This is a genomic window from Haemophilus parainfluenzae (assembly GCF_014931375.1).
Taxonomy (GTDB): domain Bacteria; phylum Pseudomonadota; class Gammaproteobacteria; order Enterobacterales; family Pasteurellaceae; genus Haemophilus_D.
In genome coordinates this window covers 1012357-1030857 of sequence record NZ_CP063117.1, presented here as the reverse complement: position 1 = coordinate 1030857, position 18501 = coordinate 1012357, and the positions used below count along the sequence as shown (strand labels likewise).

The window sequence follows — 18501 nt, the reverse complement described above, 5'->3', positions numbered from 1 at the left end:
CCTTAAAATTACAGCTGAGCTGCAACTTCATCACTAATTTCACCGTTATGATATACGTTTTGTACATCGTCACAGTCTTCTAACATGTCAATTAAACGCAACAATTTAGGCGCAGTTTCAAGATCAAGATCAACCGTTGTTGATGGAATCATTGTTACTTCTGCGTTATCAATTTTAAATCCTGCTGCTTCGATTGCATCGCGCACAGAACCTAAATCTTCCCACGCAGTATAGATTTCGAATGAACCATCATCTTGTGGCTGAATATCATCTGCACCGGCTTCAATTGCCGCTTCCATTAACGCATCTTCTTCACCTTCGCTAATTAAAATCAAGCCTTTTTTGCTGAATAAATAGCCCACAGAACCTTCAGTCCCTAAGTTACCACCACATTTAGTGAAACTTGGGCGAACCTGTGAAATGGTTCGATTTGCGTTGTCACTTAGACACTCAACCATCACAGCAGTTCCACCCGGACCATAACCTTCGTAAATTCTTGTTTCCATATTGGTGTCATCACCACCGCCCACACCGCGTTCAATCGCACGGTTAATGGTATCGCGAGTCATGTTGCTTGATAAAGCTTTATCTACTGCTGCACGTAAACGCGGGTTCGCACCGACATCACCGCCACCAATTTTTGCAGCAGTTACTAATTCACGAATTAATTTTGTAAAAATTTTACCGCGTTGCGCATCTTGTGCTGCTTTACGGTGTTTAATATTTGCCCACTTACTATGGCCTGCCATGTTGTTTTCCTTCTTATCTTAAAAACGTTTGTAAATTATACCCTCTTCTATAGAGGAAAGCCTTTCATCAAATATTTTTTGATGGCCTCGGCATTATTCGGCGATTTTGTCATTTGGATCGCTTTTTCAGGTAAAACCCATTGATACGCCAAATGCTCACTTAATATCGGCTCAAATTCCTGCTCAACTGCCAATAAAAACCAATGTTCATGACAGTGAGTCACATTCGGTGCGTATTTATAGCGGAAATGCGGGAAAATTTCAAATTCTATGCTCTCTTTGCAATCAAAAAGTGCGGTCGAATTTTCTTCTATTTTTAATCCTACTTCTTCCCAAACTTCCCGAATGGCGGTTTCTCTTGGTGTTTCATTTCGTTCTAATGTCCCCGTAACAGATTGCCAAAAAGTAGAATCATCTTGACGTTGAAGCATAAGAACACGATGCGTGCTTTCCGCATAAATTACCACGAGAACCGATTGATTATTTTTATATGTCAAACTCGTCATCTGCATAATTGAGAATGGGCAGCATCATACCTTTTCTACTAAAAACTTTCAAAAAAATTACCGCACTTTAAAACTAAAGTGCGGTAATTATCTCAATTATTTTAGTTTAACCAGCCAGCTTGTTGGGCAATAAATAATCCAGCAAAGGCGGTTAAATAGAATAAACCAATAAGGGATAACCACAATAACCCGCCTTTTACACTGTGTTTCGCGTGCTTAGTCAGAGATAAATTCAACCAAGCGAAGATTGGCGCAGAAACAAATGAAGCAATCATCGCAAATTTCAGCATTGGGCCTACTGCATTATTGAAGTAGAAAATAATCGCTAAACCAGATAATGCGGCTAAAATCATGCCAATGTTTAAAATTCTTACTGAGCTTTCTTGTTTACCAAACAAGATACGTACAGCTTCAACATTAGTACGTGAATAACCATCAATTACCGTAATTGTTGTACCAAACATACACATGAAGGCAATTACTGCAATTAATAAGCGAGACCATTCACCGATAGTACTTGCATACATATTGATAAGTTGTGCGATATATTTTCCGCCCACCATCTCTACAGTTTCTGGCGAACCATATTGTACCAATGCGCCAAGAGCTAAGAAGACAACAGCTAAAATGGCAGTACCGATGTAACCCACATTGAAGTCAAATAAACCGTCTTCATAAGATACTTTCGTTAGACGACGTTTTGCTACCACCCACATTGAGTTAATTGCAGAAATTTCAATTGGTGCAGGCATCCAGCCCATCAAGGCGACTAAAAACGCTAATTTACTTAATTCCCATGGAGAAGGCGCGACAAAATCAGGCGCGGCTACGCCATGGATACCATTACGCATAAAAGCAATCACAACAGCACTCACGGTGGTTACCGTTAAAGCAATCATGATGATTTTCGATAAGCTATCTAATAGACGGTATTTCCCTAACAATAAAATGCCGGTTGTCACAAGAATCACTAATGAGCTCAATACTGGCATCGGTAGTGGGATTGGAGTAATGAAGGTTAAAATTGCTGCTGTTAATAACCCTACTGCTGCAGTATTAATCACAGTTGCAAAAATGTTTAAAGCAAGGAATAACCAAAGATAGAATTTCCCTTTTTGACGGTACCCCTCTAGCAAAGTATTACCCGTATCTAAGGTATATTGAACACCGAAACGGAAGAAAGGATATTTGAATAAATTAGCAAGAATAACAATGCTCACTAATTCCCAACCATAGATCGCACCCGCTTGGGTGGATGCAATAATATGTGAACCACCGACAGCTGCTGATGCCATCACGATTCCAGGGCCTAAGGCTGAGAATTTACTCGCCCATGTTGATTTTTCTACTGGAGTTGAAACTTCACTCATAAAATTTTCTCTTATAAATTGACCATAAACCGAAAAAGGTCTTATTTATAATAGAATTTTATCCTTGAGTAAAGTAAATAAAATCCACTTAAAAGCAGTAGTGAAAAATAAAAATCTGATTATTTTATTTTTTCAGAATATAACTTCAAAACAAATAAATTTCACAAGTATTCATACCGAAAAACTGATATCTTTAAGTGAATAAAATTTTTTCAACAAAAAAAAAGTGCAGTCAAAATCAGTTGAATTTTTGACCGCACCGTAAGAATAATAAAACTAATTATTTTGAACGTTTTCTATTTTTGAGGACTTGAAATATTCATTAATAATTGGACGATATAGGAAAAATCCCAAAATACATAATTTAATTAGACTTCTAATTGCATCTTTATCTGCATATCCGCCATCGATAAAACCAACGGCAACAGACAAACATCCTATAACTATATAAAGTGTTCTTCCCCATGATTTACCTTCCAGCATTACAATAGAAGATAAAAATACAAGGAAAGAAACTACAAATGCAAAAATTAAATATGGGATAGCTCCAGGAACTACATATCCTAAAGTTCGCCACCCATCCCATAAAATATAGAAAACTGACAAAAATCCAATCACTGAAGCAAGGATATTAATCCCTGCAATTACTTTTAATGATGTAGGTTGCTTCATTTACTCTCCACAAAAATGCGGCCAAAATTGACCGCACTTCTTTATTTTTAAATATTGAAAAAACTACTCAGCCTTAGTCACTGCAATACTCAACTCACCTAACGCCTGCGGATTCGCAAAACTTGGTGCCTCTGTCATTAAGCAAGCTGCGGCTGTTGTTTTCGGGAATGCAATCACATCACGGATATTTTCAGTGCCTGTTAAAAGCATGGTTAAACGGTCTAAACCAAATGCTAAACCTGCATGTGGCGGTGTACCGAATTTTAATGCATCTAATAAGAAACCAAATTTTTCACGTTGTTCTTGTTCATTGATACCAAGAATGCGGAATACGGTTTGCTGCATTTTCGGATCGAAAATACGGACAGAACCACCACCTACTTCATAGCCGTTGATCACCATATCGTAAGCATTTGCTACCGCACTTGTTGGATTTGCTTCTAATTGTTCCGGCGTAAAATCTTTTGGTGAAGTGAATGGGTGGTGCATTGCTGCAAGATTACCCTCTTCATCACGTTCAAACATTGGAAAATCGATCACCCAAAGTGGTTGCCACTCATCTAAACGAGTTAAGCCAAGATCACGACCTAATTTCAAACGTAACGCACCCATTGCATCCGTGGTGGTTTGCCATTTGTCAGCACCGAAGAATAAAATATCTCCAGTTTGAGCTTTCACACGTCCTGCTAACGCTTTCCATACCTCTTCATTTAAGAATTTTGCGATCGGGCTTTGTACGCCTTCAAGACCAGCATTAATGTCATTTACTTTCGCCCAAGCTAAACCTTTTGCACCGTAAATACCAACAAATTGTGTATATTCATCAATTTGTTTACGAGTGATTTCAGTACCATTTGGTACACGAATGACTGCCACACGGCCGTTTGGATTATTTGCAGGCTCATTAAATACTTTAAATTCAACGTCTTTAACGATATCAGCCACATCGACTAATTCAAGCGGGTTACGCAAATCTGGTTTATCTGAACCAAAACGAGTCATCGCTTCTTGCCAGGTCATTTGTGGGAATTTGCCTAAATCCACACCAATGATGTTTTGCCATAAACCATGCACCATGCGTTCCATGATCTCACGTACTTCTGGCGCTGTTAAGAAAGAAGTTTCCACATCGATTTGAGTAAATTCAGGCTGACGATCTGCACGTAAGTCTTCATCACGGAAACATTTCACGATTTGATAATAACGATCAAAACCAGACATCATTAAAAGCTGTTTGAAAAGCTGTGGTGATTGCGGCAATGCATAGAATTTGCCTTTATGTACACGGCTTGGCACTAAATAGTCACGCGCACCTTCTGGTGTCGCTTTAGTAAGCATTGGAGTTTCGATATCAAGGAAACCATTGTCATCCATAAAACGACGCACAAAACTGGTGATTTTCGCACGAGTTTTTAAACGTTGAGCCATTTCTGGACGACGTAAATCTAAATAACGATATTTTAAGCGTTGTTCTTCTGTGTTGTTTTGGTTGAAGTCTAGTGGTAAAACGTCAGAAGCATTGTAAATGCGTAATTCTTTCGCCAATACTTCTACTTCGCCTGTCGCCATATTTTTATTAACTTGATTATCAGGACGCGCGATCACTTCACCTTTAATTTGAATACAAAATTCATTACGTAAGCCTGACGCTGCAGTTAACGCTTCTTGATATTTAGGGTCAAAACAAACTTGCACAACACCATCACGATCACGCATATCAATAAAAATTAAACCACCTAAATCGCGACGACGGTGAACCCAACCGCTTAATGTTACTTCTTGTCCAATATGGTTGCGGTTTAATGCACCGCAATAATGTGTACGCATCATTTCTATATTCCTTTCATTTTTCTAAAAATGGATAATTAACGCGTTGATTATACGGAAAAAGACGTGCCTTTTAAATTGAAAAGCGAAATTTATTTGATCCTTTAAAAACTTTCACTAAAATGACCGCAGTTTTTTGCATTTTATCTAACTAAATGCTCTCTCAAGACAACAATAGAACTCAAGAATGATGAAAGATACAATTTTTGCCGCCCCGATTGAAAAACTGGGCGATTTTACTTTTGATGAAAGCGTGGCGGAAGTTTTCCCCGATATGATTCAACGCTCGATTCCTGGCTACTCCAACATTATCACGGCGATTGGTATGTTGGCTGAACGTTTTGTGACTGCAGACAGCCAAGTCTATGATTTAGGCTGTTCACGCGGTGCGGCAGCTCTTTCTATGCGACGTAATATTAAACAACCGAATGTGAAAATTATCGGTGTCGATAATTCTTTGCCAATGGTGGAACGCTGCCGTCAGCACGTTGCGGCTTATCATAGTGATGTACCCGTAGAAATTCTTTGCGATGATATTCGTCAAATTGAAATTAAGAACGCCTCAATGGTAGTGCTCAACTTCACATTACAATTTTTACCACCAGAAGATCGTGTAGCCTTGCTCACCAAAATCTACCAAGGTTTAAACCCAAATGGTGTATTAGTACTCTCTGAAAAATTCCGTTTTGAAGATGAAAAAGTGAATGAGTTGCTTATTGATCTCCACCACCAATTCAAACGTGCTAACGGTTACAGTGAGCTTGAAGTGAGCCAAAAACGCACCGCACTTGAAAATGTCATGCGTACTGACTCGATTAACATCCACAAAGAGCGGTTAAAAAACATCGGATTTTCACACGTCGAATTATGGTTCCAATGTTTTAATTTTGGTTCAATGATTGCAGTGAAATAATCATAACCTAATCAATCATCTAAAAAATAAGGGCGTATCAAATACGCCCTTATTTGTCACCAATGCTTTATAGCCCTTTTAAATCCTTATCTAATAAACGAGCTAGCAACAAAATACCGTCTTTAAAGCGATATTCTGCATATTCTGCTTGTGCATAATATTCACCTTTTCCTTCTGCAAAGAAATAATCTTGGCTTGGTAATTTAGGAAGCCAACTACCATTATAACGAATTGGCAAATAAACATTTGGTGTGCAATGTTTAAAATCTGTTGGTATTTCTGATTGCGCCTCACAAAATGTCGCAACATGATTTTTATCAAGATGAACAAGGATATAAGCTTTGTTTCCCGAAGGACTTGATTCATCTATACCTGTGGTTTCAGTGGTTTCATTAGATTCAAGAGTATCAATAGATTCATTGCTTTCAAGGGATTCATTCGATTCAGGTAAAACCTGACTTTGCTGAAACTCAGATAAAATAGCGTAATTCAATATCATATAATCGCCTTGCATCAATGAACGAGGATCCACAGGGGCGATTTTTAAAACAATAGGCTTACCGGTAGCCAGCACATCTTCAAATTGCTGCACTTTATAGTTCACCGCCCCCAATAATGCAATCACAAAGACGCCAACAAGCCAAATCGGTGCTTTAAAAACAGAATGGTTTTCGACCGCACTTTGTGAAGGCGCTTTATAACGTGCATGCAAGAATAAAGTAACAATCGCAAAAATAACGGCAAAGCTTACTAGCAATACCCCTTTATAGAGTAATGGGATGCTCAATTGGTAATAGAACCCACCTAAATAAACAACAAAGGCAAATACCAAAAGACCGAAGAACGCACGGCTGTCCGTCCAATAAACAAGCAATAATAACGCTGTTAAATATAAAATGACGGGTATCCCAACAAAGCCTAATGCAAACAAGGTTAATACTAATAAAATTAACACTGCTTCTGTGTGTTTGGATTCACTATGCTTATTCATTAGTACATAGACAATTAATGGTAATGCACAGATAAGCAGATATAAGATATGGCTAACATCAAACTGGAAGTGTGACCAAAATTGTCCACTTAAAACTTGCAACACATTATCAAGACTCATCGCGTCTGCTGGCATGACATCACTTGAAACATCTGTATCAATAAGGCCATAATCTACCCAAGGAATCATCATATACGACGGCACAGAGATCCATAGAGAGAATAATACTGTTCCCCAGGCAATAGGCTTTAAATGAATTCGCGCTGATTGATGAGGTCGCATGACCCAATAAAAGAGTACAATCGAACTCAAGAGCTGGATTTTATTAAACCATCTGTTATTAAACCATGTGTTAAACCATGCGTTATTCAAGCTGTAATTATGGAAATATAGATTATAGGAAATTTGCCAAAAAACGAGAAGCTGGGTAACCAGTAGAATCCTCACTAAAGAATTCGGCATCAATTTGTAGCTAACAATAATAATGACTGAAAAAATCAGTGTGGAAATAAAGATACCGAGATTTGAATCTTTGCTAAATTCATTTCCTAATAAAAGAAAAAAATCATCAAATTTAACAAGCAAATAGAATCCTAAAAAACTGTTTGCGATTAGAAAAAATAAACCTGCTAAAATTGTAGTGTATTCATTTTTATCTTTATTTAAAGTAATCAACCAAGCTATACCAAATAAAAGAATACCAACGATGAATGCACTAGACTCATCTAAACCTAAAAATAAAAATAACCAAACACCTATAGTCACGAAAGCTATCAATAAAGCTATCATCCATAGTATTGAAATCGCCCAATGGGATTTCTTATTATTTGGATATTCTTGTTTATAGCGTTTCACTAACCACTTGATTGCCATGACTGTGAAAATAAAGCCAATCAATCCTAAAACCACCCCCTCTTCTACACCACGAATCAAAAGAGATGCACCACGAATCAAAAGAGATGCCAAAAAGCAATAAGCGCCAAGTAAGGCTATGACTGAAATAATTAAATTAATAAAATCAAAGCGATATTTGTGATATACATAAAGTGCGATTAAGGCAGGAATAGCAATTAGCAAAGAACTGAGTGATGAACGACCAAGCTCACCCCAAGCATAAGCATAAAAGTACACATCATAAATTACTATTAAACCGAATAAACTGGCAAAAGTCAGTACTAGAAATACTTTGGGTAAAATGCGCCAATGTTGGTCATGAAAAGTTTTACTGAATAATTCCGATATCACAAGTAATCCAGCATTAATTAACACAGCATAACACATTGAGTTATGCGAGTTTTGTTCATTAAATAAATAAAACGCAAGATTGGCGGTGGCAGCAAATAATAATGCAGAGGCCACATTCGGAAATAATAATAAAAATGGAAGTTGGCAAAGTGTCCAAACTGCAAATAACTGCCATACATCAGCCCCCGTTTGATAGGTTTGGCCAACTAAGGCAAATAAACCGCCAATCAAGACAGAAACAACAAAAAAGAGGCTATATGTCTTCCACTTTAATTTTTCTGTGGCTTGTCGACGACTCTCTCGAATAAAGAAATAAATACCTAATACTACTGTCACCACAAGCAATGTCTGTAAGCCATAAATTTTGGCTAAATCAGAAAAATAATCTAAATTAGCTGCAATTAACGTGACTACTCCACTCGTCAAAAATCCCACGGTTAATAATAAAAACAGTAAATTTAAATAACGTTGCCAAGAAAGATTAAAAAGGCCTGTTGTATTCATTCATTTTTTCCTTTTTATAAAAAGATCCGTATTATCTTAGCATAATAGTAAGGTAAATAAATAACAAAAATGTGGCTAAATAATACAATTTAGCCACATTTTAATTTAGGTCAAATAATATTTATTACGCTGCATTCGGCTTATGGAGTAAGGTAAAAGCAATAAAACCAAATCCTAAGAAGCAAGAAACAATCAAGGCATAAAAACCGCCATCCCAGCCAAATAAGTCTACCAGTTTACCCATCACATAGCCTGCGCTCGCAGAACCTAATAAGTAACCAAATAACCCCGTTAAACCTGTCGCTGTACCTGTTGCAACACGTGGCACAAGATCAGCTGCTTGAAGCCCTATCATCATTACTGGACCATAAATTAAGAAACCGATAGCAACAAGACAAATATTATCTACGAGTGGATTTCCTTCTGGGTTTTTCCAATAAACAATAATCGCGATTAATACACCGGTTAGGAATAATAACATCGGTGGTGCACGGTGGCCTTTAAATACTTTATCACTTAAATAACCGCTAGCAAGCATACCAAATATACCTGCGTATTCATAAAGGAAATACGCCCAACTTTGTTTGTCTACAGAGAAATGTTTCACTTCTTTTAGATACGTTGGTGCCCAGTCAATAATGCCGTAACGAATGAAATACACAAATACGTTCGCAAGTGCAATCGCCCATAAGAACTTATTATTAATGATGTATTTCATAAAAATATCTTTAGACGAAAGCGTGTGAGCTGATTCAACTTTCTCTACGATTTTTTCACCTTTCCATTCATCTACTGGCGGTAACCCTTGAGACTCAGGTGTATCGCGCATTAAATAGAACATGATGAATGCTAATACAATGGCAATTAAGGCTGGTAAATAGAATAAAGATTGCCATACGCCGAAAATCGATAAACCGAGGAGCGCTAATGGACCGATTAAACCACCACCTAAGTTATGTGATACGTTCCACCAACTCCACCACACACCACGCTCAGAAACTGAGAACCAGTTGGTCATTGTTTTTGCACCTGGTGGATATCCCATTCCTTGGAACCACCCATTTAATGCGGCTAACACAATCATCAATGGAATAGAAGAAAGTACACCAGGTACTAAACCGAAAATTAAGCTCACTAATGCAGAACCTAATAAACCAATGGTAATAAAATATTTAGGATTACTACGATCAGAGATGTTTCCCATAATGAACTTACTAAAACCGTAAGCCAGTGACAAGGCTACCCCTACTGTACCTAAATCAGCTTTAGTAAAGCCATATTCATCAATAAGATAAGGAATGGCTAAAGAAAAGTTTTTGCGGATAAGATAATAAGCCGCATACCCGATAAATACTCCAGCAAACACCTGCCAACGTAATTTTTTATACTCGGCATCTGTTCTAGAACTTTCAATTCTTGGTGCTGGAGGAGATGCTTTTAAGAATGAAAACATCTTTGTTCTCCTATAATAATTTATAACTTGTCATATTGTTGCAATAGCTAGACCATTACAACAAAAAACAGATTACCAAAACCGAATACAAAACAGAGCTCCGATCACTACAAATGATTAGTTCATTTACATCATTCAACAGCACCAATTTCTGGAACAAATTACGTTCTAAGTCTATTTAAAAATTTCTATGCTATAATCCCCCAACACCCAAATAGAAAAGAGGAAAACAAGATGCAAATTTTACACACAATGCTTCGAGTAGGTGATTTAGACCGCTCTATTAAGTTTTATCAAGATGTTTTAGGTATGCGTTTATTGCGTACGAGTGAAAACCCAGAATATAAATACACGCTTGCATTTTTAGGTTACGAAGATGGCGAAAGCGCTGCAGAAATTGAATTAACATACAACTGGGGCGTAGATAAATATGAACAGGGCACTGCGTATGGACATATTGCTATCGGCGTTGATGATATTTATGCTATTTGTGAAGCAGTTCGTGCAAGTGGTGGTAAAGTGACTCGCGAACCAGGCCCTGTTAAAGGTGGTACAACCGTTATTGCTTTCGTTGAAGATCCAGATGGCTATAAAATTGAATTTATCGAAAATAAAAGCTCAAAATCTGGTCTAGGCAATTAATTAAAAGTGCGGTTGATTTTTTCGCTCTTTTATAACGCAGGGTTACCTGCGTTATTTATTTTAAAGGATACAATATGTCCAATTCTCAAGAAACTCCTTATCACCACCAATTAAAAAATCGTTTTCGTGGCTACTTTCCTGTCATTATTGATGTGGAAACAGCGGGATTTGATGCGAAAAAAGATGCACTTTTAGAGCTTGCGGCAATTACCTTAAAAATGGATGAAAATGGCAATTTACACCCTGATCAAAAATGCCATTTCCATATTGAACCATTTGAAGGTGCGAATATTAATCCCGAATCACTCAAATTTAACGGGATTGATATTCACAATCCATTGCGTGGTGCCGTATCTGAATTAGATGCCATCACGGGATTGTTCCAAATGGTGCGTCGTGGACAAAAAGATGCAGAATGTCAGCGTTCTATCATCGTGGCACATAATGCGGCTTTTGACCAAAGCTTCGTGATGGCGGCAGCTGAACGTACGGGTGTAAAACGTAATCCATTCCACCCTTTTGGGATGTTTGATACTGCAACGCTTGCTGGTTTTATGTTTGGGCAAACGGTGCTCGTCAAAGCGTGCCAAGCGGCAAAAATTCCTTTTGATGGTAAACAAGCACACTCGGCACTATATGATACCGAACGTACGGCAGAATTATTTTGCTATATGGTGAATCATTTAAAAGAGCTTGGTGGTTTCCCGCATATTGCTCAAACCGATGAAACGGAAAAAACTACTGAAAATCATACCGCACTTTAATTTTCAAATTTTTTAGAAAAAAGGCTTGCAATCCTTTTCGCTTTACCGTATTTTAAAAAGTAATTCAATTTAGTTATCTAAATAAGAGAGTTTCAAATGAACTTTATCCTTCGTCACCATCATCGCCATTCAACTGAATAATCTTTCAGGCTGTTGGCGTGCTTGGAAGATTTCTTCCGAGCTGACAAGATAAAGATCAAAAAAATCTTACCCCTCGGAAGGCAACTTTCGAGGGGTTTTGTTTTATTATCAATTTACAGGAGTTTATTACTATGCGACATTTAACCTTAAATCAATTTTCTTTTATGCGACCTTTTTATTTTAATTAATCAATAAGGAACAACAATATGCTATCTAATCCCGTTGTTATTTCAATTGTCGTGCTACTGGCGTTAAGCCTACTGCGCGTGAACGTGGTTATCGCACTTGTGATTTCGGCCCTTACAGCTGGTTTATGCGGAGACTTAGGTTTAAGCAAAACCATTGAAGCCTTTACAGGTGGTTTAGGTGGTGGTGCTGAAGTTGCCATGAACTATGCGATGCTCGGTGCATTTGCCATTGCGATTTCAAAATCTGGCATCACTGATTTGCTTGCTTATAAAATTATTACTCGAATGAACAAAACACCAACCGGCAAAAATTTAGCTTGGTTTAAATATATGCTACTTGGTATTTTGCTTTTATTCTCAATTTCATCCCAAAACTTGCTCCCAGTACACATTGCGTTTATTCCGATTGTGGTACCGCCTTTACTTTCTATTTTTAACCGTTTAAAAATCGATCGTCGTGCAGTGGCTTGTATTATTACCTTTGGTTTAACCGCAACCTATATGATCTTGCCGGTTGGCTTCGGGAAAATCTTTATCGAAAGCGTTTTAGTAAAAAATATCAATCTGGCTGGTGCTCCACTCGGTTTACAAACCAGTGTTGGTGAAGTTTCTTTTGCTATGCTTATCCCTGTTATTGGTATGATTCTTGGTTTACTCACTGCCGTATTTGTTACCTATCGCAAACCGCGCGAGTATGTTGTGACAACGGCAGAACCCACTACAGCTGAAATTGAACAACACATTGCGAATATTAAACCTATTCAAATTACCGCAAGTGCGGTCGCCATTGTCGCCACTTTTGCCACCCAGCTTTTCACAAGCTCTACAATTATTGGTGGTTTAGTCGGTTTAATCATTTTCGGGGCATTCGGTATCTTCAAACTCAAAGAAAGTAACGACATTTTCCAACAAGGTTTACGCTTAATGGCAATGATTGGCTTCGTTATGATTGCTGCCTCTGGTTTCGCGAATGTGATTAATACCACAAGTGGCGTGAAAGAATTAGTTGATGCACTTTCAACCGGTGCGATTCAAAGTAAAGGCGTTGCCGCATTCTTAATGTTACTCGTTGGGTTATTGATTACCATGGGTATTGGTTCTTCTTTCTCAACTGTACCAATTATTACCTCAATTTATGTACCACTCTGTCTCTCTTTTGGTTTCTCACCACTTGCGACAGTAGCTATCGTAGGTGTAGCAGCAGCATTAGGGGATGCGGGTTCACCGGCTTCTGACTCAACACTTGGGCCGACATCCGGTTTAAATATAGATGGTAAACACGACCACATTTGGGATTCTGTTGTGCCAACCTTTATTCACTACAATATCCCACTATTAGCGTTCGGTTGGATTGCAGCCATGACCCTTTAATCGTTATAATCCCTGCATACATTATGCGGGGATTTTTTTATGTCTATTCAATCATTACTCAATGCGCTCGAGCAAAAAGTACAGCAACTGACTCAAGCCTATCAAACTGACTCTGATAAAAAAATCAACGCGAAATTTAACCGCACTTTATTTACCGAAGATTTTGAAACCGTCGGTTTTTATCTCAAAGAAATCCAACAAAGCTTAACTAAGCTATGTAAAATTACTCATCAAAATGAAGAACAAATTGTATTTATGGCAGAACATCTTTTAGGGCAATGTACCGCCTTGACCGAAGCCATGAATCGCAAGCATAAAAAGCCCATTCAGCCGAAAATAGCAGAGCCACAAGTTGCAAGTAGTAAATCACAACATAGCATTCATCGTCTCCCTCCTAGAGAGCGTCTAGAAAAGTATTATGAAGCCTTGCAGCAACTCACGGAAAAATACGAAGAAGCTAAAGCACAAGCGGATACGGCACAAACAGATATTCAACGAGATATGCATAAGCAAACTGCGGCAATTTATTTAACGCGCCGTCAAAAATGTTTAGAGGCGATTGAGACCTTAGAAGAATACCTTGCCTTTAAAGAAGCCCAAGAAAGTGCGGTCAAAAAATAAGATATTTTTTAATAGACTGAAAAGCAAAAATCCCTAAATCTTTCGACTTAGGGATTTTTTGAATTTGATGGCGGAGGAAGTGAGATTCGAACTCACGGAGGGCGTAAACCCTCGCCGGTTTTCAAGACCGGTGCCTTCAACCACTCGACCATTCCTCCGTGATTTAAGCGAGGTGAATAATACGTTTTTTCCCCCATCCCGTCAAGCAAGAAAATAAAAAAATTATCTGACTGACTACTTTTAAATCACTATGTTTTAAAAATACACAAAATAAAAAACGGAACCTACTGGCTCCGTCTTTATGATTAAGATATTACTCTGATTTCGCTTGTGTCGCTTCAGAATAAATATGACTAATTGCACTATGATGGCCTGCGGCGCCTTTACCGTTAAAGTAATAGCGAGACTCCGTCCATTCTACAATTGGGAATGGTTTAGACTCTTCATCTGGTGCTTTAGCTAATGTCATCGCTGCTTTAGTGTGTTGTACCGCTGAAATGGTACCTGCACGACCAGTGAACACATAAGAGCGAACAAACTCTGTTTTCTCTTGTGGTTCAACTTCTGTCGTTGCAACTTTAGCAACAGGTTCTGATTTATGATGCAAGCGTTCTAATGATTCTTGCACTTTCTGTTGAACAGCTTCATTTGCCGGTTGAGTAATGAAATCTAACGCTGGTTGTGCTTCAACTGATTTCTCTTCCACGACAATACCTGTTGCTGGCGTAATCACACCTTTTTTCGTTTTTTCTTGCTCAAGCAATTCATCCACCGATAAGAAATTATTTTCTTTCGGTGCATTCACAGCAGAATAATCGATGCATACTTTACCGCTTGCTAATTCAGGCGAAGCAACTGCCGCAAATAATGGCATTGGTGACTTCACTTCATTACGACGACGGCGTTGATTATTCGATGTACGTAAATGACGTGGAGTACGACGCTGACGTTCTTGACGTGGTTTATCTTCAGCATTATCAGCAACATTGTTTTCAACTACTTCATTTTGAACAGTCTCAACAACGGGTACTTCAACCGCTTCAATAACATTCTCGTTTACATCAGTTGAATTGTCATCAATACGAACACGTTTACGTAAATCACGACGTTGACGACGCTCTGCTACCGGTTTATCTGCTTTTTCTTCTTGACGATTATCATCAGAAACATTAGCAAAATTAACCGCACTTTCAGATGTCACTTCTTCATTCGCGTTACGACGATTGCGACGATTATTTACACGCTCGCGAGTTGGACGCACATTTTCTTCATCTGTATTTTTCGCATTATCGTTGTTTTCATTATTGCGAGAACGGCGATTATTACGACGATCTTGATTGCGGCGATTATTACGGTTGTTGTTACGATTGTTGCGGTTATTTTGATTTTTCTCTTCTTCTTTTGGTTCAGAAGCAAATAAACCTTTAATTGCGGCAACAATTTTCGCAAACAATGATGGTTCTTCCGATTTACGCTCAACCGGTGCTGGTGCAGCCGTTGGAATCGATAAAGATACTGCCGCACTTTCCATCACTTGCTCAGATGTCACTGCTGCAGTTTCAATATTGCGAGAAACTAGAGACTCTTCTGGTACAAATGTATCGTCTTGTGCATCATGGAATTTCGCTAAGTTATAGCTTAATTCATTTAGCTCTTCGCCCTCACGAACACGGAATACGCTGAAATGTGGCGTTTCCATTGCTTCATTTGGTACCACGATAATATCAACATCATGGCGTTTTTCGATGCTATGAACGGCTTTACGTTTTTCGTTAAGTAAGTAAGACGCGATTTGTACTGGCACGATGGTGTGTACTTGTTTGGTATTTTCTTTTAACGCTTCTTCTTCGATTAAACGTAAGATAGAAAGTGATAAACTTTCGTTATCACGCACTTTACCTGTACCTTGACAGCGTGGGCAAACATGGTGAGAAGACTCACCTAATGATGGGCTTAAACGCTGACGTGACATTTCCAATAAGCCGAAGCGAGAAATACGGCTAATTTGAATTCGAGCACGGTCTTGACGTACCGCATCACGAATACGGTTTTCAACTTCACGTTGGTGACGAACTGGTGTCATATCGATGAAATCGATGACCACTAAACCACCTAAGTCACGTAAACGTAATTGACGAGCAATTTCATCTGCGGCTTCAAGGTTAGTATTTAATGCGGTTTCTTCAATATCACCACCACGAGTTGAACGCGCCGAGTTGATATCGATCGCCGTTAACGCTTCTGTCACATCAATGACAATTGAACCGCCAGAAGGTAAGCGAACTTCACGTTGGAAGGCGGATTCAATTTGTGACTCAATTTGATAGTGGCTAAATAGCGGCACTTCGCCTTGATACAGCTTCACACGATTGATGAAATCTGGGCGTACAAGTTTGATGTGTGCTTTCGCTTTTTCAAATACTTTCGGGCTATCAATTAAGATCTCACCGATATCACGACGCAAGTAATCACGGATCGCACGAACGATCACATCACTTTCTTGGTGAATTAAGAACGGCGCTGGACGACTTTGTGAAGCTTGTTTGATCGCTTCCCAATGATGTAAAAGTACTTTTAAGTCCCATTGTAATTCTTCTGGTGATTTACCCACACCCGCTGTACGCACGATAAGACCAACGCCTTCTGGTACATCTAAAGAACTCAATGCTTCTTTTAATTCGATACGTTCATCGCCTTCAATACGACGAGAGATACCACCTGCACGCGGATTATTTGGCATAATCACCAAATAACTACCGGCAAGGGAAACAAAAGTGGTTAAGGCTGCACCTTTATTGCCACGTTCTTCTTTATTCACCTGAACGATCACTTCTTGGCCTTCGGTCAAAATATCACGGATATTTGGACGACCTTGGAACACATAATCAGCAGGGAAATACTCGCGGGCAATTTCTTTTAAAGGAAGGAAGCCATGGCGCTCTGCACCATAATCCACAAAGGCTGCTTCTAAACTCGGCTCTACGCGAGTGATTTTTCCTTTGTAAATATTTGCTTTTTTCTGTTCATGACCAGGACTTTCAATATCCAAGTCGAATAAACGCTGGCCATCGACCAACGCAACGCGCAACTCTTCTTTTTGAGTCGCATTGATTAACATTCTTTTCATTGTCAATTTCTCGTTTGAATTATCTAAAATACCTTGAAAATTAACCGCACTTTACAGATTTACTGACCTTAGCCATCGACCTCGTGTTTCTCGCGAACAGTCAATCTCACGACTGTGTGTTGCTGGGTGCATTGATAGCATACTCAATTGTTATCTAAGACAATTTTCGTAAAACAATGCGGTGTGTTAATTACGCATTGCAAGGAAGCGTTAACCTTCATGAAAAATATGTTGATTATCAATGTCTTATGCCATTCGCCGCATTGAGTTTTGACCAACATACAAAATCGCTTTCTAAATGCCAAATTTTAGGCGCAGAAAGACGCTCTATTATCCACATTCAGGGCTAAATTAGCAAGGCATTCTTGCTATTATCACCAGGGATATTGTGATATGATTCAGCCCAATTTTTAAAGGACAGATTCAATGACTGAAAAACAAGAAAAAATCATCAATCAATCCGTCAAAATGCTCACGATTTCTGAGGATGAAGCAGGACAACGCATTGATAATTATTTATTGGCAAAATTAAAAGGTGTGCCAAAAAGCTTGATTTATCGCATTCTGCGTAAAGGTGAAGTACGTGTGAACAAAGGGCGAACCAAACCTGAATATAAATTACAAAATGGTGATGTGGTGCGTGTACCACCAGTTCGTGTTTCTGAAAAAAATACTGCACCAATTTCTAAAAACTTAAATAAAGTCGCCTCCCTTGAAAGCCATATTCTTTTTGAAGATGATTGTTTATTAGTATTGAACAAACCTTCTGGCATTGCGGTTCATGGCGGGAGTGGTCTGAATTTTGGTGTGATTGAAGCCTTACGCGCATTACGTCCTGAAGCCCGTTTTTTAGAATTGGTTCATCGCTTAGACAGAGATACATCGGGTATCTTATTAGTGGCAAAAAAACGCTCTGCCTTACGCAACTTACATGAACAACTTCGTGTTAAAACCGTACAAAAAGATTATCTCGCACTCGTACGTGGACAATGGCAATCTCATGTGAAAGTTGTGCAAGCGCCTTTATTAAAAAATGAACTGGCCAGTGGTGAACGCATCGTTAAAGTCAGTGAACAAGGCAAACCTTCTGAAACGCGATTTGCCATTGAAGAACGCTATCAAAATGCGACCTTAGTAAAAGCGTCGCCTGTAACGGGAAGAACCCATCAGATCCGAGTTCATACTCAATATGCAGGTCACCCAATCGCGCTGGATGATAAATACGGTGATAAAGAATTTGATAAATATATGCAAGATCTCGGACTCAATCGTTTGTTTTTACATGCATTTTCTATTCGCTTTGAACACCCTAAAACGGGCGAAACATTACGTTTCAATGCACAACTAGATGAAAAAATGAAAACAATTCTGAAAAAACTGCGTGAAAGCAAAGAGATAAACCCATAGACAAGAAAAA

General features: G+C 38.6%; 14 protein-coding genes, 1 tRNA gene and 1 other annotated feature. Of the genes, 6 read left to right on the top strand and 9 right to left on the bottom strand.

From position 1 onward, the window contains the following. Positions 1–8 precede the first annotated feature (8 nt). From INP95_RS04985 to aspS, 5 genes are all read right to left on the bottom strand, one after another. Positions 9–749 carry a YebC/PmpR family DNA-binding transcriptional regulator gene (locus INP95_RS04985; RefSeq protein WP_197560247.1) on the bottom strand — a complete coding sequence of 247 codons (741 nt, stop codon included), beginning with the start codon at positions 747–749 and terminating at the stop codon, positions 9–11. Positions 750–796: 47 nt separating this feature from the next. Then, complete coding sequence (nudB, locus tag INP95_RS04980; RefSeq protein ID WP_197560246.1) at positions 797–1255, bottom strand: dihydroneopterin triphosphate diphosphatase; 459 nt, start codon at positions 1253–1255, stop codon at positions 797–799. 101 nt (positions 1256–1356) lie between these two features. Continuing rightward, on the bottom strand, positions 1357–2625 hold the full coding sequence (locus tag INP95_RS04975; RefSeq protein WP_197560245.1) for an NRAMP family divalent metal transporter: 1269 nt from the start codon (positions 2623–2625) through the stop codon (positions 1357–1359). 276 nt (positions 2626–2901) lie between these two features. Continuing rightward, a complete protein-coding gene (locus INP95_RS04970; protein WP_197560244.1) occupies positions 2902–3297 on the bottom strand; it encodes a hypothetical protein in 396 nt (131 codons plus the stop codon). Positions 3298–3360: 63 nt separating this feature from the next. Continuing rightward, positions 3361–5127 carry an aspartate--tRNA ligase gene (gene aspS / locus INP95_RS04965; protein ID WP_197560243.1) on the bottom strand — a complete coding sequence of 589 codons (1767 nt, stop codon included), beginning with the start codon at positions 5125–5127 and terminating at the stop codon, positions 3361–3363. 184 nt (positions 5128–5311) lie between these two features. On the opposite strand from aspS, the gene cmoA reads away from it, so the two are divergent. Further along, on the top strand, positions 5312–6037 hold the full coding sequence (gene cmoA / locus INP95_RS04960) for a carboxy-S-adenosyl-L-methionine synthase CmoA (RefSeq protein ID WP_049381649.1): 726 nt from the start codon (positions 5312–5314) through the stop codon (positions 6035–6037). 67 nt (positions 6038–6104) lie between these two features. On the opposite strand, the gene INP95_RS04955 is transcribed toward cmoA, so the two are convergent. Beyond that, complete coding sequence (locus tag INP95_RS04955) at positions 6105–8777, bottom strand: GDYXXLXY domain-containing protein (RefSeq protein ID WP_178162675.1); 2673 nt, start codon at positions 8775–8777, stop codon at positions 6105–6107. Positions 8778–8901: 124 nt separating this feature from the next. Next, positions 8902–10230: a phosphoglycerate transporter protein PgtP gene (locus INP95_RS04950; protein ID WP_005634143.1), complete on the bottom strand. Its 1329-nt coding sequence runs from the start codon at positions 10228–10230 to the stop codon at positions 8902–8904. Between the two features lie 234 nt (positions 10231–10464). Here INP95_RS04950 and gloA point away from each other — a divergent pair, with 234 nt between their 5' ends. The 4 genes from gloA (at position 10465) to priC (ending at position 13957) form a co-directional block, all read left to right on the top strand. Beyond that, positions 10465–10872 carry a lactoylglutathione lyase gene (gene gloA / locus INP95_RS04945; protein WP_049356445.1) on the top strand — a complete coding sequence of 136 codons (408 nt, stop codon included), beginning with the start codon at positions 10465–10467 and terminating at the stop codon, positions 10870–10872. 74 nt (positions 10873–10946) lie between these two features. After that, positions 10947–11636 (top strand): ribonuclease T, encoded by a 690-nt coding sequence (rnt, locus tag INP95_RS04940; RefSeq protein ID WP_197560242.1) that lies wholly within the window; start codon positions 10947–10949, stop codon positions 11634–11636. A 116-nt stretch (positions 11637–11752) separates the two neighbouring features. Then, positions 11753–11880: a sequence feature (His leader region), on the top strand. Between the two features lie 103 nt (positions 11881–11983). After that, on the top strand, positions 11984–13336 hold the full coding sequence (locus INP95_RS04935; RefSeq protein WP_070591512.1) for a Na+/H+ antiporter family protein: 1353 nt from the start codon (positions 11984–11986) through the stop codon (positions 13334–13336). A gap of 39 nt (positions 13337–13375) precedes the next feature. Next, a complete protein-coding gene (priC, locus tag INP95_RS04930; protein WP_049369170.1) occupies positions 13376–13957 on the top strand; it encodes a primosomal replication protein PriC in 582 nt (193 codons plus the stop codon). Positions 13958–14025: 68 nt separating this feature from the next. On the opposite strand, the gene INP95_RS04925 is transcribed toward priC, so the two are convergent. Together INP95_RS04925 and rne are read right to left on the bottom strand one after the other, a co-directional pair. After that, a tRNA-Ser gene (locus INP95_RS04925) sits at positions 14026–14115 on the bottom strand. A 155-nt stretch (positions 14116–14270) separates the two neighbouring features. Then, positions 14271–17084, bottom strand: a complete 2814-nt coding sequence (gene rne, locus INP95_RS04920; protein WP_197560241.1) for a ribonuclease E — start codon at positions 17082–17084, stop codon at positions 14271–14273. Between the two features lie 426 nt (positions 17085–17510). Here rne and rluC point away from each other — a divergent pair, with 426 nt between their 5' ends. Beyond that, the gene (rluC, locus tag INP95_RS04915) at positions 17511–18491 is read left to right on the top strand and encodes a 23S rRNA pseudouridine(955/2504/2580) synthase RluC (protein ID WP_070591517.1); all 981 of its coding nucleotides are present in this window, start codon (positions 17511–17513) and stop codon (positions 18489–18491) included. The last annotated feature ends 10 nt before the right edge of the window (positions 18492–18501 follow it).